Origin of the sequence: Paenarthrobacter sp. PH39-S1 (genome assembly GCF_030063245.1) — a bacterium.
Classification (GTDB): domain Bacteria; phylum Actinomycetota; class Actinomycetes; order Actinomycetales; family Micrococcaceae; genus Arthrobacter_M.
In genome coordinates this window covers 1-24,233 of sequence record NZ_JASISR010000031.1, presented here as the reverse complement: position 1 = coordinate 24,233, position 24,233 = coordinate 1, and the positions used below count along the sequence as shown (strand labels likewise).

At 66.0% G+C, this 24,233-nt stretch carries 21 protein-coding genes; 4 read left to right on the top strand and 17 right to left on the bottom strand.

Features of this window, described 5'->3' with window-relative positions:
- Positions 1-14: 14 nt before the first annotated feature.
- From QMG52_RS17075 to QMG52_RS17065, 3 genes are all read right to left on the bottom strand, one after another.
- The gene (locus QMG52_RS17075; RefSeq protein WP_283561624.1) at positions 15-992 is read right to left on the bottom strand and encodes an SIS domain-containing protein; all 978 of its coding nucleotides are present in this window, start codon (positions 990-992) and stop codon (positions 15-17) included.
- A gap of 143 nt (positions 993-1,135) precedes the next feature.
- Positions 1,136-2,572 (bottom strand): lipase maturation factor family protein, encoded by a 1,437-nt coding sequence (locus tag QMG52_RS17070; protein ID WP_283561623.1) that lies wholly within the window; start codon positions 2,570-2,572, stop codon positions 1,136-1,138.
- Positions 2,573-2,744: 172 nt separating this feature from the next.
- Entirely contained in the window at positions 2,745-3,968 is a 1,224-nt protein-coding gene (locus QMG52_RS17065; protein ID WP_283561622.1) for an amidohydrolase family protein, read from the bottom strand.
- A gap of 221 nt (positions 3,969-4,189) precedes the next feature.
- Here QMG52_RS17065 and QMG52_RS17060 point away from each other — a divergent pair, with 221 nt between their 5' ends.
- Positions 4,190-4,849 (top strand): LysE family translocator, encoded by a 660-nt coding sequence (locus QMG52_RS17060; protein WP_283561621.1) that lies wholly within the window; start codon positions 4,190-4,192, stop codon positions 4,847-4,849.
- An 87-nt stretch (positions 4,850-4,936) separates the two neighbouring features.
- Here the strand turns inward: QMG52_RS17060 and QMG52_RS17055 are convergent, their stop codons facing one another.
- The 3 genes from QMG52_RS17055 to tdh are packed head-to-tail and all read right to left on the bottom strand — an operon-like array spanning position 4,937 to position 8,351.
- Positions 4,937-6,013 (bottom strand): NAD(P)/FAD-dependent oxidoreductase, encoded by a 1,077-nt coding sequence (locus QMG52_RS17055; RefSeq protein WP_283561620.1) that lies wholly within the window; start codon positions 6,011-6,013, stop codon positions 4,937-4,939.
- Positions 6,014-6,073: 60 nt separating this feature from the next.
- Entirely contained in the window at positions 6,074-7,291 is a 1,218-nt protein-coding gene (locus QMG52_RS17050; protein ID WP_283561619.1) for a glycine C-acetyltransferase, read from the bottom strand.
- Between the two features lie 13 nt (positions 7,292-7,304).
- On the bottom strand, positions 7,305-8,351 hold the full coding sequence (gene tdh, locus QMG52_RS17045) for an L-threonine 3-dehydrogenase (RefSeq protein ID WP_283561618.1): 1,047 nt from the start codon (positions 8,349-8,351) through the stop codon (positions 7,305-7,307).
- Between the two features lie 157 nt (positions 8,352-8,508).
- Here tdh and QMG52_RS17040 point away from each other — a divergent pair, with 157 nt between their 5' ends.
- A complete protein-coding gene (locus tag QMG52_RS17040; protein WP_283561617.1) occupies positions 8,509-9,414 on the top strand; it encodes a LysR family transcriptional regulator in 906 nt (301 codons plus the stop codon).
- Between the two features lie 31 nt (positions 9,415-9,445).
- Here the strand turns inward: QMG52_RS17040 and QMG52_RS17035 are convergent, their stop codons facing one another.
- The 6 genes from QMG52_RS17035 to QMG52_RS17010 all read right to left on the bottom strand — a co-directional run bounded on the left by QMG52_RS17035 (position 9,446) and on the right by QMG52_RS17010 (position 17,262).
- Positions 9,446-11,326, bottom strand: coding sequence for a glycoside hydrolase family 35 protein (locus QMG52_RS17035; protein WP_283561616.1), 1,881 nt, complete (start codon positions 11,324-11,326; stop codon positions 9,446-9,448).
- A gap of 2 nt (positions 11,327-11,328) precedes the next feature.
- A complete protein-coding gene (locus tag QMG52_RS17030; RefSeq protein ID WP_283561615.1) occupies positions 11,329-12,522 on the bottom strand; it encodes a Gfo/Idh/MocA family protein in 1,194 nt (397 codons plus the stop codon).
- 89 nt (positions 12,523-12,611) lie between these two features.
- The gene (locus QMG52_RS17025; RefSeq protein ID WP_283561614.1) at positions 12,612-13,604 is read right to left on the bottom strand and encodes a LacI family DNA-binding transcriptional regulator; all 993 of its coding nucleotides are present in this window, start codon (positions 13,602-13,604) and stop codon (positions 12,612-12,614) included.
- 109 nt (positions 13,605-13,713) lie between these two features.
- Positions 13,714-15,384, bottom strand: a complete 1,671-nt coding sequence (locus tag QMG52_RS17020) for a type 2 periplasmic-binding domain-containing protein (protein WP_283561613.1) — start codon at positions 15,382-15,384, stop codon at positions 13,714-13,716.
- Positions 15,385-15,400: 16 nt separating this feature from the next.
- Positions 15,401-16,324, bottom strand: a complete 924-nt coding sequence (locus QMG52_RS17015) for a carbohydrate ABC transporter permease (protein ID WP_502920558.1) — start codon at positions 16,322-16,324, stop codon at positions 15,401-15,403.
- Positions 16,325-16,383: 59 nt separating this feature from the next.
- The gene (locus QMG52_RS17010; protein ID WP_283561647.1) at positions 16,384-17,262 is read right to left on the bottom strand and encodes an ABC transporter permease; all 879 of its coding nucleotides are present in this window, start codon (positions 17,260-17,262) and stop codon (positions 16,384-16,386) included.
- 631 nt (positions 17,263-17,893) lie between these two features.
- Here QMG52_RS17010 and QMG52_RS17005 point away from each other — a divergent pair.
- Both QMG52_RS17005 and QMG52_RS17000 read left to right on the top strand, forming a co-directional pair.
- The gene (locus QMG52_RS17005; protein ID WP_349361750.1) at positions 17,894-18,136 is read left to right on the top strand and encodes an SUMF1/EgtB/PvdO family nonheme iron enzyme; all 243 of its coding nucleotides are present in this window, start codon (positions 17,894-17,896) and stop codon (positions 18,134-18,136) included.
- Positions 18,133-19,629, top strand: coding sequence for an arylsulfatase (locus tag QMG52_RS17000; protein ID WP_283561611.1), 1,497 nt, complete (start codon positions 18,133-18,135; stop codon positions 19,627-19,629). The genes QMG52_RS17005 and QMG52_RS17000 overlap by 4 nt, the downstream gene beginning before the upstream one ends.
- Positions 19,630-19,656: 27 nt before the next feature.
- Here QMG52_RS17000 and QMG52_RS16995 read toward each other — a convergent pair whose 3' ends face one another.
- From QMG52_RS16995 to QMG52_RS16975, 5 genes are all read right to left on the bottom strand, one after another.
- Positions 19,657-20,517, bottom strand: a complete 861-nt coding sequence (locus tag QMG52_RS16995; RefSeq protein ID WP_283561610.1) for a hypothetical protein — start codon at positions 20,515-20,517, stop codon at positions 19,657-19,659.
- An 80-nt stretch (positions 20,518-20,597) separates the two neighbouring features.
- Positions 20,598-22,106 (bottom strand): Asp-tRNA(Asn)/Glu-tRNA(Gln) amidotransferase subunit GatB, encoded by a 1,509-nt coding sequence (gene gatB / locus QMG52_RS16990; protein WP_283561645.1) that lies wholly within the window; start codon positions 22,104-22,106, stop codon positions 20,598-20,600.
- The gene (gene gatA / locus QMG52_RS16985) at positions 22,103-23,650 is read right to left on the bottom strand and encodes an Asp-tRNA(Asn)/Glu-tRNA(Gln) amidotransferase subunit GatA (protein ID WP_283561609.1); all 1,548 of its coding nucleotides are present in this window, start codon (positions 23,648-23,650) and stop codon (positions 22,103-22,105) included. Before gatA ends, gatB begins: the two co-directional genes overlap by 4 nt.
- Positions 23,650-23,946 carry an Asp-tRNA(Asn)/Glu-tRNA(Gln) amidotransferase subunit GatC gene (gene gatC, locus QMG52_RS16980; RefSeq protein WP_283561608.1) on the bottom strand — a complete coding sequence of 99 codons (297 nt, stop codon included), beginning with the start codon at positions 23,944-23,946 and terminating at the stop codon, positions 23,650-23,652. The genes gatA and gatC overlap by 1 nt, the downstream gene beginning before the upstream one ends.
- A 96-nt stretch (positions 23,947-24,042) precedes the next feature.
- Positions 24,043-24,233 (bottom strand): hypothetical protein (locus QMG52_RS16975; protein ID WP_283561607.1); only part of this gene is annotated, 191 nt, incomplete at its 5' end.

Below are 24,233 nucleotides of genomic sequence, written 5' to 3'. Positions count from 1 at the left end.
GGCGGGGGGCCGGCTCAGGAGTCTGCCGTGGGACCGGACGTGGGGCCGGACGCCGCCCCGGAAATGGCGTCGTCCAGAATCACCGAACGCGTGAGGTTGCGCGGCGAATCCGGATCCAGGCCGCGGGCACGCGCGCGCTCCAGCGTCACCCGGTGCACGCGGGCCAGCTCGGCCAGCGGGTGCCTGTCCGTATGGATATACAGGGCACCGGTCCTGGCCATATCCGCATCCAGCCCCTCCGGCTGCGCGCCAAACAGCCAGGTCACGCGGTTGGGCGCCGCGATCGCGATGGGCCCGTGCCGGTATTCCATCGCCGGATAGCTCTCGGTCCAGCCCTGCACTGCTTCACGCATCTTCAGCCCCGCCTCATGCGCCAGTCCCACGGTCCAGCCGCGCCCCAGAAAGGTGAACTGTTCGGCGTCGATCAGTTCCTGTTCCACCGGTGCGCTGACGGCTGTCTTGGCTTCTTCAACGGCGCGGCTCAGATCCATACCGACGCTGGTCAGCAGGTAGGCAAGGGCGGTGGTGGCAAAACGTGTCTGCACCACCGACTTTTCGTCAGCATAGGGAAGTTCGACGACGGCGTCGGCCAGAGTCATGATCGGCGAGCCCAAATCCCCCACCAGCGCGATGGTCCGCACCGTGCCCTTGAGCTGCGTCAGGATTTCCAGCACCTCGGACGTGGTCCCCGAGCGCGTGATGGCCACGACGGTGTCGTAGCCGCGGGCGGACCCCAAAAACGCCTCCGACGCGGCAAAGGGATCGGTAACACCCTTGCCCGCGGATTCGCGGGCCACGGCGTAGCTTTGCGCCATAAACCAGGACGTACCGCAACCGATGACCGCAACCCGCTCGCCGTCGCGCGGCAGCAGATTCCCGGCCTTCCCGTCCGCGGTGGCCTGCTCGATGGCGCGGGCCCAGACCTCCGGCTGGCTCGTCAACTCTTCATCCATGTACGCGCCGCCGGCGGCGGTTGCAGCTGCGTTGGTCATTGTCAGCCAATCTCTTTGCATCAGGTCGGTAATATACGGCCCACGAAGACCGATTCTTTGCCCCAGCATAGCACCCGATGATTGAACGTGACGTCTTACCGCTAGGTTTGATCATTTTCGATCCACATCCCTACCGGTTCGGGTCAATCCTGGCCCTGACGGAGCGGGGGGACGTATTCACCGGCCGGTTCACGGATCCACCACAGACCGCTGGCCCGGCGTTCCTTGGGTGTTGAGTACCGGTAACGGAACAAGCGGGCGCGGACCCAACGCGGTCGGGCTCCGGCAAAGGGATCCACGCGCAGTAAGCGCAGGGTCGGCCGGTCCGCCGCCAGCAGGCGCTGCAGCAGGGGAACGAACCAGCTGAACCCCGGTGAGCCGAGGGCCAGGAACCACATCATCCAGTCCAACCGCAGATGGTACGGGGCGAACTGGCGTGGCATCCGGGCCGGATCCCCGGGTTTTCCCTTGAATTCGTACTCCCGCCAGCGCGCACCCGTGCCGGGATCGTCGTCGTCGGTCCCCTCGACCACGACCTCGTAACGGCGACGCGTGATGCTTCCGAAGGCTCCGTAGGCGTTGCAGAGGTGCCAACGGTTGAAGCTGGCGTTCATCAGCTGCCGGCGGGAAAGCAGATTGCGTGCCGGCCAGTAGCTCAGGAACAGCATCCCGGCCGTCATCACCAGGACCACGGCGGTAAACCACAATGGCGTCGCCGCCCGGTCCGGAACGCCGGCCGGAACTGCCGCCAGGACGGCGTGCGCGGCGCCGTCCCCGAGGGCGGAAAACGCCAGCACAATGGTCAGCACGTTCAACCAGGCAAAATTTCCCGATACAACCAGCCAGAGCTGGGTCACGATAATGATGCCGGCCGCCGCGCTGGCCACGGGCTGCGGAGCGAACAGGAAGAACGGCACTACCAGCTGGGCAAAGTGGTTCCCGGCAACTTCCACCTTGTGCAGCGGCTTGGGCAGGTGATGGAAGAACCAGCTGGCCGGATTCGGCATCGGCTGCGTTTCGTGGTGGTAATACAGCGCCGTCAGGTCCCGCCAGCAGCTGTCGCCGCGGATCTTAATCAGCCCGGCGCCGAACTCCAGCCGGAACACCAGCCAGCGCACCAGCCAGATGACCGCCACCGGCGGCGCCGTCTCGTTGGACCCCAGGAACGCGGCCAGAAAACCCGCCTCCAGCAGCAGGCTCTCCCAGCCGAAGCCGTAAAATACCTGCCCGATATTCACTATGGAGAGGTAACCGGTCCACAGCAGCGCGAACACGACGAACGGCAGCCATGGCGGACCCAGCTGCGGCAATCCGGCCACGGTCACGGCAGCGAGCGCGGCGCCTGCCCACGCCACCAGGAGCAGGAACCGGTCCGAATAGTGCCACCGGAAGATGGTCGGCACACCGCCGCCAGCAACCCGGGCCAGGTACCTCGGCGCCGGCAGCAGCCCGTGCTCGCCCAGCAGCGGGCGGAACTGGGCCACCGCGGAGAAAAATGCCACAAGGTACACGCCGGCAATGCCCCGCTGGAGGACCTGCCGTGCGAATTCATATCCGGTGGCATCGACTGACCAGGTCATGGCATGGTCAACGTTACGACGGGGCACAGCGCGGGGCAATGGCCGCCCCGGTGGTTGACGGCGCCGGCTCCGCGTCCGCCGGGCAGCCCCGGTGGGCCCGCCCGGCGGACGGCTTACGCTTGCCAGACTCCGGCCCGCCAGATCGCCGCGGTAGGCCCGCCCGGCGGACGGCTTACGCTTGCCGGACTCCGGCCCGCCAGAGCGCCGCGGTCAGCGGGATACCCGGGCGATAGGCCAAATGGGTCGCCGAGGGGGCGTTCAGCAGGTGCAGGTCCGCCCGGTGGCCGACGGCAATGGATCCCACGGCCCGGCTGCCATCGGTATCGGAGCCGCTCTCCCGGCCCAATGCCAGGGCACCACCGTAGGTGGCGGCCCGCACCGCTTCGTGCACGCTCAATCCCATCTGCAGCACCGCCGTCGTGACGCAGAACGCCATCGAACTGGTGTAGGAAGTGCCCGGGTTGCAGTTGGACGCCAGCGCCAACTGCACGCCGGCGTCCAGGAGTAGGCGGGCCGGTGCCAGCGGCTGGCGGGTGGATAGATCACACGCCGGCAGGGCAGTGGCAACGGTGCCGCGGCGTCCCTGCCCGCCCTGCCCGTCCCAGTCGGACCAGCTGCCGGCGAGCGCCGCCACGTCGTCGTCGTCAAGGTAGTTCACATGGTCCACGCTGGCCGCGCCGAACTCCACCGCCAACCGAACCCCGGCGCCGGGCCCCAATTGGTTGCCGTGCACGCGCAGTCCCAGCCCGGCTGCACGGCAGGCCTGGAGCACGCGCCGGGATTGTTCCTCCGTGAAGGCGCCGCGCTCGCAAAAAACATCCGCCCAGCGGACGTACGGCCTGACGGCGTCGAGCATCGGACCGCACACCAGTCCGGTGTACTCGTCCGGATCCGTCCCGGCGGGGACCAGATGGGCGCCCAGATAGGTCACCTCGTCCACCACGGTGGAAGCGATCCGCGCGCTGCGGGCCTCGTTCTCCACATCAAGTCCGTATCCGGTCTTCGTTTCGAGGTACGTGGTCCCCTGCGCGACCGCCTCGGCCACCCGCCCCATCGCCAGCCGGGTCAGATCGAAGTCCGGGGTGCTGCGCGTGGCTCCCGTGGTCACCGCAATCCCGCCTGCGCTGTAGCTTTTCCCGGCCATCCGCGCCTCAAACTCCGCGGTCCTGTCGCCGGCGAAGATCAGGTGCGTATGCGAATCCACCCAACCCGGCAGCAGCGCGCGGCCTTCGGCGTCGAAGGAGAGATCCGCGGCCGGCGCAGACGCGGCGGGGCCCAGCCAGCTGATCCGCTCCCCCTCGACGACGACGGCGGCGTCCCGGAGCACGCCCTCGTCCGCTCCGGCCCGCGGGTCCTGGGTCATCAGCTCGCCGATATTGGTGATCACAAGGCTCATGACTCAACCCTACGGGGCTACCTGACCGCCGGGGTGGCTGCGTCCGCGTCCGGATCCGGGATACCGGACACTTGGTCCGGCGCCGGCGCAGTCTGCTGCCGGAAGCCTTGCCCGCGTTCGGTCCGGCACCGGCGCTCAGGGTACCGGACGCTTTGCCCCGGGTTCGGTCCGGCACCGGAGCGGCGCTGGCCCGGTGGGCAATTCGCGAGGAAGATGGGAGCATGACCATCGCTTCCCTTCTTGCCTTTGCCGGGCTGTGCCTGCTGTTGTCACTGACGCCCGGACCGGATACCTTCTTGGTGCTGCGGACCGCGCTGAAGCGGGTCAGCGCAGGACTGGCCACCGCTGCCGGATGCTCGGTGGCCGGCATTATCTGGGCTCTGCTGGTCGGCGTTGGACTTGCGGCCGTGCTGGAACAGTCGGCCGAGCTCTTCCGCTGGTTGAAGATTGCCGGCGGCCTGTACCTGCTGTATCTGGGTGTATCCGCTTTTCTGCGCGGCCGGCGCGAGCGCGCGCGGGTCGTTGCAGCCAGCACTGACGACGTCATGCCGCCGCAGCGGCGCTCCGGCCGGACGGGTCGTCTGGCAGGGTTCGGCGCCGGCGCCCTCTCCACGCTGCTAAATCCTAAGGTAGGGCTGTTTTACCTCGCGGTGGTACCCCAGTTCATTCCGCACGGCGGAAATTCCCTGCTCACGGCGCTGGTGCTGGGCTCTATTGAGGCCGGCATCGGGGGCGCTTATCTGTGTGCGGTGGCCTTCGCCGCGGCCAAAGCGATGGGACTGCTGCGCAAGCCCAAGGTGAATCTGTGGTTGGAGCGCGTCAGCAACTCCATCGTCGGTGCACTGGGGCTGGGCATACTCGTTTCGGGCGCCACCAGCTGAAGCTGAGGTGCCCATTTTGCGGCCATTGCGCCAGAGCTGCCGCGATATGAGCACTTCAGATCGGATGCGGGGAGGCAGGGCGCGGCCTTAGGGCCGGTCGGCAGCCAGCTCCAGCGACAACGAGTTTGGTGGTTCAGCGGGCGAAAGGATCAGGCCCGCCGCCAGTTCGGCAATCGCTGCCGAGGTCTGAATGCCGTACCCGCCCTGGCCCGCGAGCCAGAAGAATCCGGGCGACTCCGCGTCAAAACCGACCACGGGGAGCCCGTCGGAACCTGAGGTGCGCAGCCCCGTCCAGCTCCGCTCCAGCCCGGCGATGCCCAATGACGTCACGGCGTTGAGCCGCTCTATCAGCCGGCGCACGTCCCCCTCAACCGCCCGGGCGTCTTCGGCGATGCTGGGGATGGACTCGCAGGGTGAGATCAGCAGCGCGCTACCGTCCGGACGGTAGTAGAAGCTGTTATCCACGGCGGCCACCATCGGGCCGGCAGGGTTGACCGGCTGCTCCGTCCGCACAATCGCCGCCGTGCGACGGTGCGGGCGAAGGCATTGGATCCCGACGCCGGCTATCACCGCCAGTGGATCGGCCCAGGCTCCCGCGGCGTTCACCACCACGGCAGCTACAATCGCCTCCTCACCGGCACCGGCTATCCAGCCGCCCGAGGTCCGCTGCATTGTGTGTACCGGAAGTCCCGTCATGATGGCCGCTCCCGCCGCCACGGCCCCGGACCGGTAGTATTCCAGCAGCGCCGGCACATCGACTTCCATGGCCGAGTCGTCCAGACATGCCGCGGCGAAAGCGTCCGGGCGCAGATCCGGGCTCAGCAGCAGCGTCTCCGCGTGGCCGAGCGGGCGCAGGTGAGCGTTGGCCGCGGTGCTGGCGGTGACGTCCGCCTCGGTGCCGATGAAGATCAACGGCCGCGGCTGCAGAATCGGCTGCCCCAGCTCGGCGGAAATTCCCCGGACTGCCTCAATGCTCCGGGCGGTGAGTTCCCGGATCGCGGCCGGTCCGTAGCTGGGCTGCATCTGCCGGGCCGAGCGCGAGGACGTGTGGTAGGCCAGCGTTCCCTCCGCCTCCACGAGTACGACGGCGGCATGTGGGGCCAGTTTGCATGCCAGCGAGAGCCCGGCTATCCCGCCGCCCACAATCAGTACGTCAGTGTTCATTTCCCGGCCTTCCGCCGTCGTCCTACGGCTCTGCTGGATCTTTCCCGATCGCCCCTCAGCCTATCGCCCGGGTGTCAACGCAGCGCGGGCCTCGACGAAGGCAGCTACGCAGGTTTCGACGTCGTCCGCGCTGTGCGCCGCCGAGAGCTGGACCCGGATCCGGGCCGCGCCGCGCGGCACCACCGGGAAGCTGAACGCAGTGACGAAGACGCCGTGGCCGAGCATCTCATCCGCCATAGCCGCCGCAAGAACGGCATCACCGAACATCACCGGCACGATCGCATGCTCCCCGGGCAGCAACTCGAAGCCCTCCTCGGTCATCCGTCGACGGAAGTGCCCGGCGTTGTCGAACAGTGTGCTGCGCAGCTCCCCGGAGGTTTCCACCAGTTCGAGGGCCTTGAGCGTAGCCGCGACGATGCCCGGCGCCATAGAGTTGGAGAACAGGTAGGGACGCGCCTTCTGCCGGAGCATGGCCACGATTTCGGCCCTGCCGGAAACATAGCCGCCGGACGCTCCGCCGAGGGCCTTGCCGAAGGTCCCGGTGTAGATATCCACCCGGTCCGACACCCCCGCGTGCTCAGGTGTGCCGGCACCGGTGGCGCCCATGAAACCGACGGCATGGGAATCATCGACCATGACCAGCGCGTCGTACTTGTCCGCCAGATCGCAGATGGCCGCCAGCGGCGCGAGGAAACCATCCATGGAAAAAACCCCGTCGGTGACGATGACCGTCCGGCGCGCGCCGGTGCCGTTGAGCCCGGACGCTTCCACCAGCGCCGACTCCAGCTCGGCCATGTCCTGATTGGCATAGCGGTAGCGCTTGGCCTTACACAGCCGGATGCCGTCGATGATGGAGGCGTGGTTCAGTGCATCGGAGATCACGGCGTCGTCCGGGCCGAAAAGCGACTCGAACACGCCGCCGTTCGCATCGAAGCAGGACGAGAACAGGATCGTGTCCTCGGTCCCCAGGAAGTCCGAGACCCGTGATTCCAGCTCCAAGTGCAGATCCTGCGTGCCGCAGATGAACCGGACCGAAGCCATGCCGAATCCGCGTTCATCCATGGCGGTCTTGGCCGCGGTGATAATGTCCGGGTGGTCCGCCAGGCCAAGGTAGTTATTGGCGCAGAAGTTCAACACCGGCCGGGCGTCGCCGTGCAACGGACCGGCCTGAATGTGGTTGGACTGGGCCGACAAGATCCGGCGCTCGGTCTTGAAGAGGCCGGCCGCCCGGATTTCGTCCAATTCGGCAGCCAGTTGGTCTTTCATTGCGGTGTACATACAGCCTTGCTCCTTAGAATCCGGTCCAGTCCAGCACAACTTTGCCGCCCGCGCCCGATCGAGCGGCCGCGAATCCCTCTTCCCACCGGGCGGCCGGCAGCGAGTCCGTCACCACGGCCGAAATATGCCGGTGCAGCAACGGATTTGAGGAGAGCATGGCGCTCATGGCGTACCAGGTCTCAAACATCTCCCGGCCGTAGATGCCCTTAAGCGTCAGCATGTGGGTCACCACCTTGCCCCAATTAATATCGATGGACTGGCTGGGCAGACCCAGCATCGCGATCCGGCCACCGTGATTCATGTTGTCGATCATTTCCGGCAGCGCCGTGGGGTGTCCGGACATTTCAAGACCGATGTCGAAGCCCTCCCGCATGCCGAGCTCGCGCTGAGCATCCTTCACCCGCGTGCTGGAAACGTCGACGGCCAGGTCAACGCCCATCGTGCGGGCGAGTTCCAGCCGGGGCTCCGAGACATCCGTGATGGCGATCTTCCGTGCGCCGGCATGACGGGCGACGGCGATTGCCATCAGTCCGATGGGTCCGGCACCGGTGATCAACACGTCCTCGCCGACGAGCGGGAAGCTCAGGGCGGTGTGCACGGCGTTGCCGAACGGATCGAAGATCGCACCGAGCTCAGGGGTGACGGAGGTGTCGTGGTGTACCCACACATTGGTTTCCGGTATCACCACATATTCGGCAAAGGCCCCGTCCCGCTGCACGCCGACGGACACGGTATTGATGCACATCTGACGGCGCCCCGCACGGCAGTTGCGGCAGATCCCGCAGACAATATGGCCTTCGCCGGAGACACGGTCACCGATCTTCACGTCCCGCACCTGCGCTCCGATCGCCACGACCTCACCGTAGAACTCGTGCCCGGGGATCAGCGGTGCGTTGATGTTCTGCGCGGCCCAGGCATCCCAGGACTCGATGTGCAGGTCCGTGCCGCAGATGCCGGTCGTCATGACACGGATCTTCACGTCGTCCGGGCCGGCCTCGGGCTCCGGCCGGTCCACGAGCTCGAAGCCCGCATGGGCTCCGGATTTGTACAGTGCTTTCATGGTTTCCCCTTGGCCGTCATCGTGTCGCCATTGCAGTCATCGTGTCCCATTGTGTGTGGGTGTTCTCTTCCTTCATTACAGCGGGCTGAACGCATTAGCACAACCTCTATTAGCTGACTCGACGATTAAGTCATCCTAATGCTTTAGTGTGGCTTCCATGGAATTACACCAGCTGGAAATGTTGCGGGAACTGGGTGAGCTGGGCAGCGTCAAGGCCGTGGCGGAAACGTTGTCGGTGACGCCGTCCGCCGTCTCCCAGCAATTGGCCTCGCTGCAGAAAAACGTGGATGCCCCGCTTACGCGTAAGGAGGGCCGCAACCTGGTCCTCACCGAGGCCGGGCAGGTACTGGCGGATGCCGGTGCAACGGTGGTCAGCGCGATGGCCGACGCGCGGGCGGCCATTGGCGGCTATCGTGAAACCAGGAACGGCATTGTCACCGTCAGCGGCTTCCACAGCGCTGGCCAGGCACTGTTTGCCCCGCTGCTGCGGATCCTGGCGGGCGCGGATTCGCCGAGCGTCCGGCTCTCCGATGAGGACGTCGCACAGCAGGACTTCCCCTCCCTGACGGCACGCTACGATCTGGTGCTGGCGCACCGCCTGGACCACAGCCCGCCGTGGCCGGAGGGGAAGGTGACGGTGCTGCCGTTGGCGCGGGAACCTCTGGACGTGGCCCTCGCCGCCGGGCATCCGCTGGCCGCGCTGGACGCACTGACCCCGCTCGACGTCGCCGACCACGATTGGGTGACCAGCCGCGGCGGCTACTCGCCGGCCGACGTCCTTGCCGCCGTCGGCGCCGTTTCCAGTAAACCGCCGACCGTGGTGCACCGGATCAACGACTACTCCACGGTGGCGGCGTTGGTTGCCACCGGAAGCGTGCTCGGACTGCTGCCGCGCTACACGGCGAGCCCGGCGCTGAGCCCAGGTGTGACGCTCCGCCCCCTGCGCGGCATCAGCACGCACCGTCGGATAGATATTCTGGCCCGGCCGGAAAGCCTCAAACGCCGGTCCGTCCTGCTGGTGATCGATGCGCTGCACGAAGCCATGGCGGAGCTGGTCAGCTGAATTAGTCGGGAGCCAACTGCCCGCGCCCTGGTCAGCTCAGGGAGGGAAGCGCCTCCGCCCCGGACGGGTCAGATCCCAACTCTGGTTGGTCGCGCAGTTCCAGCTCGGTCCCGAGGTGTTCCAGCTCGAGAATGGTGATCCGGTTACGTCCGGGGCGCAGCAGCGGGGCCGGGACGTACAGCGTTATCTGGGGTCCGGTCTCCCAGTACCGGCCAAGCAGGAAGCCGTTGACCCAGGCGAAGCCCTTGCCGAATCCGGGCAGCGCCAGGTAGGCGTCGGCAGCATTTGTGAGCTCAAAGTCCGCCGCAGCGAATCCGGTGCCGGCAATCGCGTGATCTTCGGCAGCGGGTCCGGTGGAGGAGAGCACACCCAAGCGACCCTCGTCCAATTCCTCCAGCGGCACCAGGCGCTGCTCCCAGTGGAAGACGTAGCGCCGTCCCACCAAGACGCCGCCCAGGATGCCCTTGCCCTGTCCCAGCAGCGGACCGTAATTGATGCGACCCTGGTTCTCGACCAGGATCTCCAGCCTTGCCGGTTTCCCCGCACCCGTGACACGGACGCCGTCGGCCGCGGTGGCATCATCGAGCACCCCGGCGAAGGCGCCGTCAACCCAGAGGTAGGCCCGGTCATGCAGATCCCGGATGCCGATGGTGGTCTCCGTATCCGGCAGCACGGCCGTGGCGCTGTACAGGACAAGCCCGCGGTCAAGCCCGAGCTGTTCGAAGCTGAGCGGCCGGACGCTGCGCACCGGCTGGCCCGAGCGCGCAAAATCCAGAAGCCCGACGCCGGGGCGCACGGCCAGCGTCTGCGGCGCCACTGTCGCCGTCGGCGTCGTCAGGCCAGCGGGGAGCGGCGGCAGTTCCTTGCCGGCCGCGGCATGGAATTCGGCACGCATGGCATGGAATTTATCCGTCAGGGTACCGTCCTCCGCGATCGGCGCGTCCGAGTCGTAGCTGGTGACGGTGGGCTGCAGGATCGTGTCATGGTTGCAGCCGGAGGTCAGCCCGAAATTGGTTCCGCCGTGGGCCATGTAGAGGCAGACGGAGCCGTCCCGCTCCAGCATCTGGCGCACCTCGGAAGCGGCCTCGGCCGCGTCACGCGTATGGTGGTGCTCCTTCCAGTGGTCGAACCAGCCGTTCCAGAATTCCACATTGAAAAACGGCTCGCCCGGGCGTCGGCGTTTCCAGGTTTCAATGGCCTCAGCGCCACGGCTGCCCAGTGTCGCCGTGGCCCAGGTATCCGGCAGGGCGCCGCCATCCAGGAAGTAATCCGTGCCGCCGTCGGCCGTGAAAAGGATCTCGGTGATGCCGCGCTCCTGCAGGGCCTGCCGGTTCCATCGCAGGTAGTCCCGGTCGTCGCCATAGCTGCCGTATTCGTTCTCCACCTGCACGGCGACGATGGGCCCGCCGTGGGCCGCCTGCAGCGGCCCCAGCTGGGGCAGGAGCTGATCAAACCACTTCCCCACCACCGAAGTGAAGGCGGGGTCCGAGCTGCGCAGCCCGATGCCGGGGATGGCCGTAACCCAGGATGGGAATCCGCCGTTGTCCCATTCGGCACAGATATACGGACCCGGGCGCACGATCACGTCCAGACCTGCCTGCTCCGCCAGCCGGATGAAACGTGCCACGTCGCGCCAACCGGTAAAGTCTGGAGCCTCACCGGGCTTGGGCTGGTGGAAGTTCCAGGCAATATAGGTGTCAAGGGTGTTGGCGCCCATCGCCGCCAGCCGGGCTATGCGGTCCTCCCACTGCGCCGGATGGACCCGGAAGTAGTGGATGGCCCCCGCCAGGATCCGGTGCTCCCTGCCATTGCGGAACAGCGCGCCCTCGCGGATGGTGAGTGCTGGTTCGGGGGCGGAGGCGGCTGCGAGGGGTGTCCCGGGAACGCCCGGACGAAGGTGAGCGTGCGTCATGGTTACAGGGCCGTCGTACGTGCGGGCTGGCCGGCGTTGAAGTACTCCAGCAGCTCGGGAGCCAATTGCGGCACCGTGCGCGCGGAGCCGTCGGTACGCAGCGATTCGGTGGCGAGCACGCCGGCCGCCACGGCCTGGCGGGCCGCTACCGGGCTGGTCTGAGTCGTGCCTCCGTGGCGAGCGAAGTCCAGGAACTCGGCGATCAGCTTCGGATCCGCCCCGCCGTGGCCGCCGTCGCCGTCGAGGATCTCCACCTTTGCATCCGGCTCGCTGAAGCCGTCCTGGGTCCGGGTGGTCCAGACGTGGATGACGTCGCCCGGGCCGTCACCGAAGTTCTCAATTCGGCCTCTGGTGCCGATCACCGTGTAGTTCCGCCAGTAATCGGGGGTGAAATGGCACTGTTGGTAGGACGCCAGCACGCCGTTATCCAGGACCATCTGCATCATCGAGATGTCCTCCACGTCGATGACCGGGTTCAGGTCCGTCTGCTCGGTGGGTGGCCAGTTGTCCAGGCTGAACCAGTCGCCCATGCGCCGGTCAGAGTTGTCCCGTCGGCTCGCTACGTCGCCGTACACCGCAAGATCACCCACCGCGGACACCCGCTTGGTGTATCCGTTGGCCAGCCAGTGGATCACATCGATGTCGTGGGCGCCCTTTTGCAGCAGCAGGCCCGTGGTGTTGGCCCGCTCGGCGTGCCAGTCCTTGAAGTAGTAATCCCCGCCATTGCCCACGAAATGCCGGCACCAGATGGCCTTGACCTCGCCAATGGTGCCGTCGAGGATCAGCTGGCGCATCTGCGCCACCACCGGCATGTGCCGCATGTTGTGCCCAACGTAGAGCCGGGTCCCGGTCTCAAAGGCCGTCTGCAGGACCAGGTCCGCGGCCTCCAGGGTGACATCCAGCGGTTTTTCGCAGAACGTCGGGATACCGGCCCTGAGCGTCTCAACGGCCACCACGGCATGCTGGTTGTCCGGGGTCAGGACCAGGACCGCATCCAAGCCGCTGGCCAGCAGCACGTCCAGGTCATCGGTGACCTTCGCCGTCGGAATCTTCGCCGCCGCGTCGGCACGGCCGCGCTTACTGGTGTCGCAGACAACGGTGACCTCGGAGCCCTGGCCCGGTTTGTGCGCGTGCTTCCACAGTCCCGCCCGCAGCCCGAATCCGACAACACCAATCTTCATATCAACTGTGTCCATTGTGTTTTGCATTCCTCTTACCTGAATCTGACTAAATCTGCTGACTGTACCTGCTGCTGAAGCGGCTGAACCTGCTGCTGCACCTGCCGCTATGCCGGCGCGGATTCGCGGGCGAACAGCTGCCACGGGAAGTCCAGTACGGCCGCTTCCCGCTCCGCGCCGGTGGCCCGGTCCAGCAGCAGCCGCGCCACCCTGTCGAAGAAATCAATGGGTCCCACCGAGCTCAGCGAGGGAGTCATCCGTTCCCCCTCCCCGGTGTTGCCCACGCCGATGATGTCAATGTCCCGGCCCACCGCCAGGCCCAGTCGCTGCGCGGCGTTGACCGCGCTCATCGCCGCATAGTCCGTGGTGGCATAAATTGCGGTGGGCGGCTCCGGGCCGGAGAGCATCCGCACGGCGGCGGCGTAGGCGCTGGCGGGGGTGACATCGAAGGTCTCCAGGTAGTCCTCGCGCAGCTCCAGACCGGCACCGGCCAAGGCCTGGACATAGGCCAGGTAGCGCGACGGAGGTCCCGGCGCTGCGCTCCGGCCGGAGGTCAGGCAGCCCACCTTGCGGTGCTTTTTGAGCAGGTGCTCCATCGCCAGGACGCAGCCGGGCCCGGCGACGGAACGGATCACATCGAAGCCCTCCGGCGCCAGCGTCTCGTCGAATACCACCAGCCGGGTGCCCCGTTCCGCGAGCCTGCCCAGGCTGTCCCGGCTCTCCGGCGGCACGGCGTCGATGAAGACGGCGTCCGCGTCGTGGTTCCGCAGTACCTGGGCCCAGTCCGCGTCGGCCAGGATCATCGGCGTGATGCCCAGCGGAGCGGCGAGGCGTTGGACGGCCTCGATGACCTCCAGCGACCATGGGTCGGAGAGCATCGTCAGGGACAGCAGCACCGTATTCGTCCGGCCGGTCCGGATGGCCCGGGCCGCGGAATTCGGCTGGTAACCCAGCCGGTCAGCCGCGTCCCTGACACGCTGGACCGTGGCGGGGGAAACCCCGGCCTGTCCCTTGGCGCCGCGGCGCCCCGAGAGTACATACGAGACGGTCGCCGTCGAGACTCCCGCTTCCCCTGCCACACTCCGGATAGTAGCCCGCATTCCGATGCCCCAATCACTGCTGAAGTCCTACCTGATGGTTACTGTAGCCGCGGCGGCGGGCCCTGAGGACCAGCCACCGCGGCAGTGCCGCCGAACGCGGCGGATCACGCTACGCGCCGAACACCGGCACGTCCGCGGGCAGCGCCTTCTGGTACTCCTCGCGGATCTTGTCTCCGCCGCCGTCCTTCCAGCGCTTCACCGCATCCTTGAAGTCGGAGACCTTGGCGCGGCCGGTGATGATGTCGATGGTCTTATCCGTGATGATCTTGTTGATCTTCGCCCCCACCTTGGCGTTGGTGTCCGAGTACGAGCCGTTGGTCGGATTGCGCCAGGCGAAGTCCAGCAGCTTCTTTTCCTGCTCATAGATGTACTTGGTGTCATCCGGGAATGCCGGGTTGAACACCACGTTCTCCGGGCTGGACATGATGTTCAGGGCGCTGGCTACGCCGGGGATGTCCTTCAGCCCGGATTCGGTCATGACCGGGTTGCCGCCGCCGTCCGTCGTGTAGTCCTGGCCAGCTTCGCCGTAGTTCTTCTGCAGGTATTCGGCGCTGCCGAACGGCGCGGACAGGTAGTTCATCAGCGCCAGCAGCTCGCGGATCTTGCCCTCATCGGTCTTCTTGAAAGCCGTGAAGCCGACGGTTCCGTAGCCCATGTCATAGGTGGGCCTGATCTTTCCATCGAAACCGAAGGGAATCAGGATCTCCGTCTGGGCATCCTTGTCCAGATTGCGGTAGCGGGCGATGTTGTGGGGTCCCACGATCACCTGGGCGGCGACGGTGCCGTTGACAATCCGGTTGGAAATGTCCGTGGCATTGACGTCCGGGTAGAAGCAGCCGGCGGCAAACAGTTTGGACGCATACTCCAGGCCCGCCTCATACTGCGGCGTTTCATAGCGGTTGGTGAGGGTGCGGTCCTTGTTGACTGCCCAGCCGTTCGGGGCACCGAGCCATTCGGTGATCATGTGCAGCAGGTTGATGTAGGCCGGCTCCAGCGCGTATTTGCCCTCGTTGGGCCGGGTCAGCTCCTTCGCCTTCTGGAAGAACTCATCCGCGCTGCTCGCGGTCAGGCCGCCCACCTGTGCCCAGGTGGTCTTGTTTCCGGCCAGCACCTGTCCGAAAGGGGTGCTGGGGATCGGCGCGCCCCAGATCTTGCCGTTGACGACGGCGGTCTTCCAGGAGTCCGGTTTCAGTGCGGCCAGGTTGGGGTACTCCAGCACGGCGTCGCCCGAGAGGTACTTGGTCAGGTCCTGGAATTTGGCTTCCAGCATCGGGCCGATGTTCGGGATACCCTGGTTCGGCGGTACCCACATCATGTCCGGCAGTGTGTCGCTGGCCAGGATGGTGGCGAACTTGGCCGGGTACCCATCTCCGACGTCCTCGGCGATCTGCAGGTCCAGTGTGCCGCCGAGTTTGGCGTTGAGCCGCTGCCAGAACTTGTTGTCCGCCATCGCGGGGGACATGGTCTCGAAGGTTTCCGTCAGGCCCGTGACCGTGCCCTTGAGCGGAGGCGTCTTCACCGTCTGCACCGGGCTGGGCATCGTCAGGAAACCAGCCTGCAACCCCTTGGCGTTGCCCGCGAAATCCGGTGTAATCCCGGTGAATTCCTTGTAGGTGGGCAGCTTGACGCCGGCGGATGCCGCGCCGCCGCCGCTGGCACCGGAGCCGGTACCGCCGCAGCCGGCCAGCGATCCGCCCACGGCCACGGCTGTGACGGAAAGCCCTGCGAGGCCCAGGAAGTTGCGCCGGCTGACGCCGGCGTCTTTGGAAGTGCGAGTCATCGCATGTCCTTTCTGTTTATCCCTTGATGGCGCCGGTAATGACGCCCTTGTTGAAGTGCTTCTGCAGGAATGGGTAGACGAGCAGAATGGGCAGCAGCGCCACGACGACGATGGCCATCTGCATGGACTGCGGCGGCGGTGTGGAGGCGATCCCCAGCTGGTCGGCCAGGCCGCCGCCCTGCACCACGTAGTTGCGCAGCACCAGCTGGACGGGGAACTTGGTCTGGTCGTTGATGTAGAGCATTGCGTTGAAGAAGGCGTTCCAGAATCCGACGGCATAGAACAGGCCGACGACGGCGACCACGGCCTTGGAGAGCGGCAGCACGATTTTCCACAGAATTTTGACGTCGCTGGCACCGTCGATCCGGGCCGCCTCGATGAGCTCCTGCGGAATGTTCATGAAGAAGGATCGCATCACCACAAAGTTGAAGGCTCCGAAGATGCCCGGCAGGATCAGCGACCACAAGGTGTCCAGCAGGCCCAGTTGCTTGACCATCAGGAACATCGGAATCAGGCCGGGGGCGAACAGCAGCGTAAAGAGCACCATCAGCAGCACGGGCCGGCCGAAGAGCACCGGACGGCTGGTGGCGTACGCCATGGTGATCGTGACGAACAGGGCCAGCACGGTCCCGACCGCCGTCACGACGGCGCTCACCCCCAGCGCCCGGAACATGAACTGTCCGCTGAAGATGGCCTGGTAGGCCTGCAGCGTCGGGTGCGTGGGCCACAGCACGTAGCCGCCCGCGGCCACCAGCTGTTGGTCATCCGCCAGGGATGTTGAAACCACCAGCAGGATCGGCAGCACGATGGAAAGCGTGATGAGTCCCAGAACGACGGCCTTGATGGCCTGGTAGAGCGGCGAGACCGGTTCCTTCCAGGCCGGACGTGTGGGATTGAAAGTCAGCCCCTTGGACTGCCTGCCGGATGTCTTCCGGACCATTGTGTCTGTTGCCATGAGATGCCTCCTTGGGTGGCTGGATTCCCGGCGCAGGCCCGGAATCAGCCGGCCTTTTTCGAAAAGATTCCGGGTTCGCCCAACCTGTGCGCCACCTTATTGGCCGCGAAAATCAGGACTGCGCCAACGATGCCCTTGGCGAGGCCGGCCGCGGCGCCGATGCTCCAGCCGCCGCCCACCACGCCAGCAAAGTACGTGAAGGTATCCAGCACTTCCGAGGCCCCCGGACCCACCGCGTCGTGCTGGAGCAGGAACTGTTCAAAGCCGACGCTGAGGATGTCCCCAATGCGCAGGATGAGCAGCAGGATGATGATGGACCGCAGGCCGGGCAGCGTGATGTGCCACATCCGGCGCCAGCGCCCGGCCCCATCCGCGGCCGCGGCCTCATAGAGGGACCCATCTATGCTGGCCAGCGAGGCAAGGAAAATGATCATCGCCCAGCCGGCGTCCTTCCACACCAGCTGCACCGTGGCCAGCAGCGGGAACGTATCCGGGTTAGTCATGAAGGGAAGAGCATCCAGTCCCAGGTGCCGCAGCTCGTTATTGACCAGCCCCGCCCCGCCCAGCACTTGCTGGAACAGCGCAATAACCAGGACCCAGGACAGGAAGTGCGGCAGGTAGACAATGCTCTGGAACCACCGGCGGATCCTGGAGCTCATGAGTGAATCCACAACCAGCGCCAATCCCAGCGGGACCGGGAAGAAAAGCAGCAGCTGCCAGAGCGCCAGCACCAGGGTGTTCCGCAGCGCCACCCAGAAGTCCGGGTTGAAATAGAGATCCACGAAGTTCTGAAAACCGACCCAGTCGCTGTCTCCGATGCCCAAGAATGGCTGGTAGTCCTGAAAGGCAATGACATTGCCAAGAATAGGGATGTAGAAGAAGAGCAAGAGGAAGAGCACACCCGGCACCATCATCAACAGCATCTGCCGGTCGCGCTTCCACCGCACCCTGAAACTTTGTCCGGCAAAACTCTGTCCAGCCACCGCGGACGCTTTCTTCTTCCCGCCCCGGAATCTACCCGGTCCGGTCGAAGCCGTGGCGCGTTCGGGCGCCGGCGCCGGCGGCACCTCACTCGTTGTCGAGCTCATGCTCTCTCCTCTTACCTTTGGGCTGCGGCGGGGGAGACATCATGTGACCCGCACCTTGTTAACCGTTTAACAAACGTAGGGGATGAATTTCAAAAATGCAAGAAACTGATCGAATACTGATGTAACAAGCATCTTTCGTCACGTTGACGGCGACATCGGGCCATGGCCGGGCTACCATAAAGCGGAGGACGGCGGCATTCATCGATCCGCTCCGCCGCCACCGCCACCAGCCGAACGGAGGATCCATGGCGCAGTGCTGCAGCCCGCAGCGCCGCGACGAGCCTCCCGTGGTGGCCGGCCATGTCGCCGCCGGCCCGGAGAGCCAACGCGGCGGGGCCGGCAGCGGAAGCCCGCCGACCGCCCTCGTCCATCAGGACGTCAGAATTCCGGGCGGCACCTTCGTGATGAGGGATCCGTTCGGGGAGGGTTGCGCTGGCGACGGTGAAACGCCGTCCACCAGGTCAGTCTGGAGTCCTTCCGGATCGACTCCGCCGCGGTCAGCAATGCCCAGTTCGCGGCCTTTGTCGAGTCGACCGGATACCGGACCGAGTCGGAAATCTACGGCACGTCCGCCGTTTTCCATCTCACGGTCCGCGCTGATCCGCAGGACATCCTTGGCGCGGTGGCCGATGTCCTGTGGTGGCTGAACGTGTGTGGCCGGACAAAACTGGACAAACCGAACGAAGGAAAGGTGGCCAGTCCCACATGACGCGGCCCAATGTCATCCTGATCTGCGCCGACGAATGGCGCGGCGACTGCCTTTCCGGCGCCGGCCACCCCTACCTCCAAACCCCGCACCTGGACGAACTGGCCCGCAAGGGCTCGCGGTTTGAGCACGCGTATTCCGCCACACCCACCTGCGTGCCGGCCCGCGTTGCCCTCTTCACCGGCCAGTCCCAGGAACGGCACGGACGGGTTGGCTACCAGGAGGGAGTTCCCTTCGATGTTGCGCACCCGGTGACGCTCCAGGGCGAGTTCCGCAAGGCGGGCTACCAGACCCAGGCGATCGGCAAGATGCATGTCTTCCCGGAGCGGGGTCGAATCGGCTTCGATGACGTCATCCTGCACGATGGTTTCCTGCACTTCGCCCGTCAGCAGCACCGGCTCAATTTCAGGTTCTTCGACGACTACGTCCCCTGGCTGCGCCGGCAGCCGGGCGTGGACCCGGAGGAGGAATACTTCGACCACGGGGTCAATTGCAATTCCACGGTGGCCCGTCCCTGGGACAAGGCCGAGCGCTTGCACCCGACCAGCTGGGCCGGCAGTCAGGCTGTTGACTGGCTGTACCGCCGGGATCCGACCAGGCCATTCTTCCTGTACCTGTCCTTCCATCGGCCGCACCCGCCCTACGATCCGCCGGCGTGGGCCTTCGAACAGTATCTGGACCTGCCCGCATTCCGACGCCGGTTGGGCAATTGGGAGCACCATTTCGATGCCGTCCGGACCGACGGGCTGCACCAGGCCGCGTTCGGCACCCTGTCCGAGGCTGTGACGCACCGCGCGAGGGCCGGCTACTACGGGCTCATGGCCCACGTCGACCTTCAGATCATGAGGCTGCAGGAGGCTCTGTCCGACTTTGGGCTCGCCGACGACACTGTCATCGCATTTACCAGCGATCATGGCGAGATGATGGGCGACCACGACTTCTACCGCAAGGCCGTCGGCTATGAGGGCTCGGCCCGGATTCCGTTCATCCTTGCCCCCGCGCCGTCCGACGCGAAGGCGGCCCGGCAGATCGTCGTCGACCAGGTGGTGGAATTGCGGGACGTGATGCCCACACTGCTGGATCTTGCCGGCATCCCGGTCCCGCCGGAGTGCGACGGCATATCCCTGGTTCCGTTGCTGCACGGCGAAGCCGGTGTTCCGGTCCGGGACTGGCTGCACGGCGAGCATGTCTATTTCGGACAGTCCCTGCAGTGGGTCACCGATGGTCATGTGAAGTACCTGTGGGCCTCGGGCTGGGGCACCGAAGAGCTGTTCGATCTGGATGCGGATCCCGGTGAGCTGGACAACCTGGCGGATGATTCGGCGCACGCCGAGCTGCTGGCATTGTGGAAGTCCCGGCTGATCCGGGACCTGACCGGCCGGGAGGAGGGCTTCATCGAGGACGGGCGGCTGGTCGCGGGGAAGGCCGTGACCTCCATCCTCCGGCACACGCGCGAACGGTTGGCAGGCGCCGAAGCCCATCTGCCCCGCAGATAACGCACGAAAACCGCGCTTTGCCGGCTCTTATCTGCGGGGCAGTTGGACCCGGGTGGCGTCCTGGTCCTGGTCCGCCGGTTCGACGACGAGCACCGTCGCGTCGTCGGCCACCTCGCCGATGGCCCGCTGATGGGCGCGGAGCCGGTGCATCAGTTCCAGCGCACCGACGGGCGTCGAGACGGCCTCCAGGAATTCTCCGGCATCGCTCATCAGGCCAAGATCGACGGCCCGCCAGGCGCCGTCCGAGGCCATCACCATCAGTTCGGGCCGGGGCAGCTGGACGACGTACGCGTGGTCAGCCGCCGCCGGCTCGCGGCGTGCCACCCAGAGCCCGTCCGCGGTGTTGCGGCGTTCCCGGTCCGCGATCTGCCGCACCCGGAGGCCGACCGGATCCGGGCCGGTAGTCGGCACGGCAGCGTGGATGCGGGAATCAGCCAGCTCGCTGAAGACGTGCTCTATACCGCCCCCGGCCAGCCGTACCGCCACGTGGCAGTCGGCCAGGCTGAGCACTTCCACGCCGCCGTCGTTCAACCGGGCTACGGAAACGGCCGCGCTGGGAAAGCGCACGCGTTCCTCCCCCACTGACCGCCGGCCGCCGTCGTCGACCTTTTGCAGCGCCGCCGCCAACAGAGCCCGGACGCCGGACTCCGACATCGGGGCCGCTGGCTCGGATTCCGCCACCACCTCGGTCAAGGCAATGGAGAGCGTCTGCGCCAGCCAGGAGGGATCGGAGGCTCCGGGCAGGCCGAGCGGTTCCAGCAGGGAGGTGGCACCGTCGATCACCCAGGCGGCCGGGCCGGCAAACCCGCAGGTATCCTCCATCACGTGCGCGTCCCCCTCGGACTGCACACGGGCACGGATCTTCCAATTCAGGGATTCGGGGGCCATCGCTCCACCCTAATCTCAACCGGGTAGCAGTTATCGCATCCAAATCGCGTTTTGAGTGCGATAACTGCTACTTAGTTGGGCTAGGCTTCGACGCCGAGGGTTTTGAGGATCAATTCGCGAACCCGCCCCGCGTCGGCCTGCCCCTTGGTGACCTTCATGACGCCGCCGACAATGGCACCCACGGCCTGGATTTTGCCGGCGCGGATCTTGTCCGCCACCTCCGGCTGGGCGGCCAGGGCGGTGTCGATCGCACTCTGCAGCGCGCCGTCGTCGGACACCACGGCCAGACCGCGGGTCTGAACCACCTCGGCGGGGGCTCCTTCGCCGGCCAGCACACCGTCCAGGACCTCACGGGCCAGCTTGTCATTGATCGCGCCGGAGCGGATCAGGGCGTCAAGTTCGACGACGACGGCCGGCGTCACGCCGAGCCCGACCGGATCGACGTCGGCCAGCTTGGCACGGCGCGCGATCTCCCCCATCCACCATTTGCGGGCGACGGCGGCGGAGGCACCGGCGGCGACGGTTTCCTCGATTTCGTCCATCACGCCGGCATTGACCACATCGCGGAATTCCAGATCCGTGTAGCCCCAGTCCGCCTGCAGGCGCTTGCGGCGCGCCGCGGGCGGCTCGGGCAGCTCGGCCCGCAGGGACTCCACCCACGCCGGGGTAGCCAGGATGGGCAGCAGATCCGGCTCCGGAAAGTAGCGGTAGTCATCCGCGTCCGATTTGGGCCGCCCGGAGGTGGTGGACTTGGTGTCCTCGTGCCAGTGCCGGGTCTCCTGCACAATGGTGTTGCCGGAATCCAGGACGGCCGCGTGGCGCTGGATTTCGAAACGGACGGCGTTTTCCACCGCGCGCAGCGAGTTTACGTTTTTGGTCTCGGAGCGGGTGCCGAACTTTTCCTGACCGTACGGGCGCAGCGACACGTTGGCGTCGCAGCGGACGTTGCCGCGCTCCATCTTCGCATCCGACACGCCGAGGTTCTTCACGATCTCCCGCACCGCGGCCACATAGGCCTTGGCAAGTTCCGGCGCCCGGGACCCGGCACCTTCGATAGGCTTGGTGACGATTTCCACCAGCGGAACGCCGGCACGGTTGTAATCCACCAACGAGAAATCGGCGCCCTGAATGCGCCCGGTGGCCCCGCCCATGTGGGTCAGCTTGCCGGCGTCCTCCTCCATGTGCGCCCGCTCAATCTCCACGCGGAAAATGCTGCCGTCGGAAAGCACCACGTCCAGGTGCCCGTCGTACGCAATCGGGTCATCGTACTGGGAGGTCTGGAAGTTCTTCGGAGTGTCAGGGTAGAAGTAGTGCTTGCGGGCGAAGGTGCAGGATTCGGCGATTTTGCAGTTCAGTGCCAGGCCGATCTTGATCGAGGACTCCACGGCCTTCCTGTTGACCACGGGCAGGACACCGGGCAGGCCCAGATCCACCTCGTTGACGTTGGTGTTCGGCTCGTCCCCAAAGACGTTCGGCGCGGAGGAGAACATTTTGGTGGCGGTGTTCAGTTCAACGTGGACCTCGAAGCCCAGGACCGGGTCAAACTTCTCCATCGCGACGTCAAAGCTCAGGGTTGCGTCGGTCATTATTTTGCCTCCATGGTCTGTGTCGCGACCAGCTCGGGCGCCATATTCAGGATCGGGCCGCCCCAGCTTTCTTCCAGCAGCCCTTCGAGCACGGCACCCACGCGGTAGAGCCGGGCATCCTCGCGGGCCGGGGCCAGCAGCTGGATCCCCACCGGCAGCCCGTCCTCGTCGGCCAGTCCGCCAGGAATGGACAGTCCCGGAACACCGGCCATGTTGGCGGGGATGGTGGCCACGTCGTTGAGGTACATGGCCAGCGGATCGTCCAGTTTCTCACCCAATCTGAAGGCGGTGGTGGGGGACGTCGGGGAAATTAGCACGTCGGCCTGCGTAAAGGCCGCGTCAAAATCGCGCTGAATCAGGGTGCGGACCTTCTGCGCGGAGCCGTAGTACGCGTCGTAGTAGCCAGCGCTGAGCGCGTAGGTACCCAGAATAATCCGCCGCTTGACCTCGTCGCCGAAACCGGCGGCGCGGGTGGACGCCATCACGCGTTCGATCGTCATGGGCCCGTCCTTGGGCAGCGTGCGCAAGCCGAACCGGACGCCGTCGAACTTCGCGAGGTTCGAGGATGCCTCGGACGGCATGATCAGGTAATAGGCGCCGAGCGCGTAGACGAAGTTGGGGCAGGACACCTCGACGATTTCCGCGCCGGCGTCGCGGAGCAGGTCCAGCGACTCGTTGAACCGCGCCAGCACGCCGGCTTGGTAGCCCTCGCCGCCAAGTTCCTTGACCACACCGATCCGCAGGCCCTGCACATTGCCGGTCCGCGCGGCCGCCACCAGGCCGGTGGACGGATCCGTCAGCGAGGTGGAGTCGTGCGGATCATGGCCGCCAATCAGTTCGTGCAGCAGCGCGGCATCCAGCACCGTCCGGGAAACCGGACCGATCTGATCCAGCGATGACGCCATCGCTATGGCCCCATAACGCGACACGCCGCCGTAGGTCGGTTTCACGCCCACCGTCCCGGTGACCGCACCGGGCTGGCGGATGGAACCTCCGGTATCCGTCCCGAGTGCCAGCGGAGCTTCAAAAGCGGCGACGGCGGCCGCTGAGCCGCCGCCGGAACCGCCGGGAATGCGGTCCAGGTCCCAGGGGTTGCGGGTGGGTCCGTACGCCGAATGCTCTGTGGAGGAGCCCATCGCGAACTCATCCAGATTGGTCTTGCCCAAAATCGGCATCCGTGCGGTGCGCAGCTTCTTGACCACCGTCGCGTCGTAGGGGCTGTGCCAGCCCTGCAAAATCCGCGACCCGGCCGTCGTCGGCTGCCCGACGGTTACGATCAGGTCCTTGACCGCGATTGGCACACCGGCCATTTCGTGCAGATCCTCGGCGTCTGCGCCGCCCCTGGCCCGGCGGCCGTCCACGTCGGCGGCGACCGCGAGCGCCTCATCGGTGTTGACGTGCAGGAAGGCGTGCACGCCGCGGTCAGCATCGCCGTCGACGGCGGCAATCCGGTCCAGGTGCGCCTGCGTCACTTCGACGGCGGAGACGTCCTTGGCCGCCAACATGGCGGCCAAGGTGGCCGCCGAGTGCTTAATCAGTTCCGTCATTAGTCCTCCTCCAGAATCGCGGGTACGCGGAAACGGCCGCCGCGTGCGTCCGGGGCGCCGGCGAGCGCTTCCTCGGCGGTCAGCACGTGGCCGACGACATCCTCACGGAGCACATTCGTGAGCGGAATCGGGTGCGACGTTGCGGGAACATCTGCTCCCGCCACCTCGCTGACGGATTTCACCGAATCGACGATGACGGCCAATTCGCCAGCCATCCGGTCCAGTTCGTCAGCACTCATCTCGATGTGAGCCAGTTGCGCCAGATGCGCCACGTCGTCACGGTTGATCGCAGCCATGGATCTCCCCTGCAGAAGTTGTTGTTTCCCGTCCAGTCTACTGTGCGGCAGCGGGCCATTTAGGGCTGGGACTCTGCAGCGTCGTAGAGGGAACCGTCACCGGGTTTTACCGGCGACGGCATCTTTGACTCGAAACGGGACATTCTCCGCAGCGGCCGTCCCCAGGGCTCCTGACATGACAGGACGGCCGTGCGGGTGATGTATTGAGTTTCCGGGGATTCTTGCTCGCTCAAGTCTTTTAATCATGCCCCCGATGTGAGATAATAAACGTGTGACTTTTTCGCTTA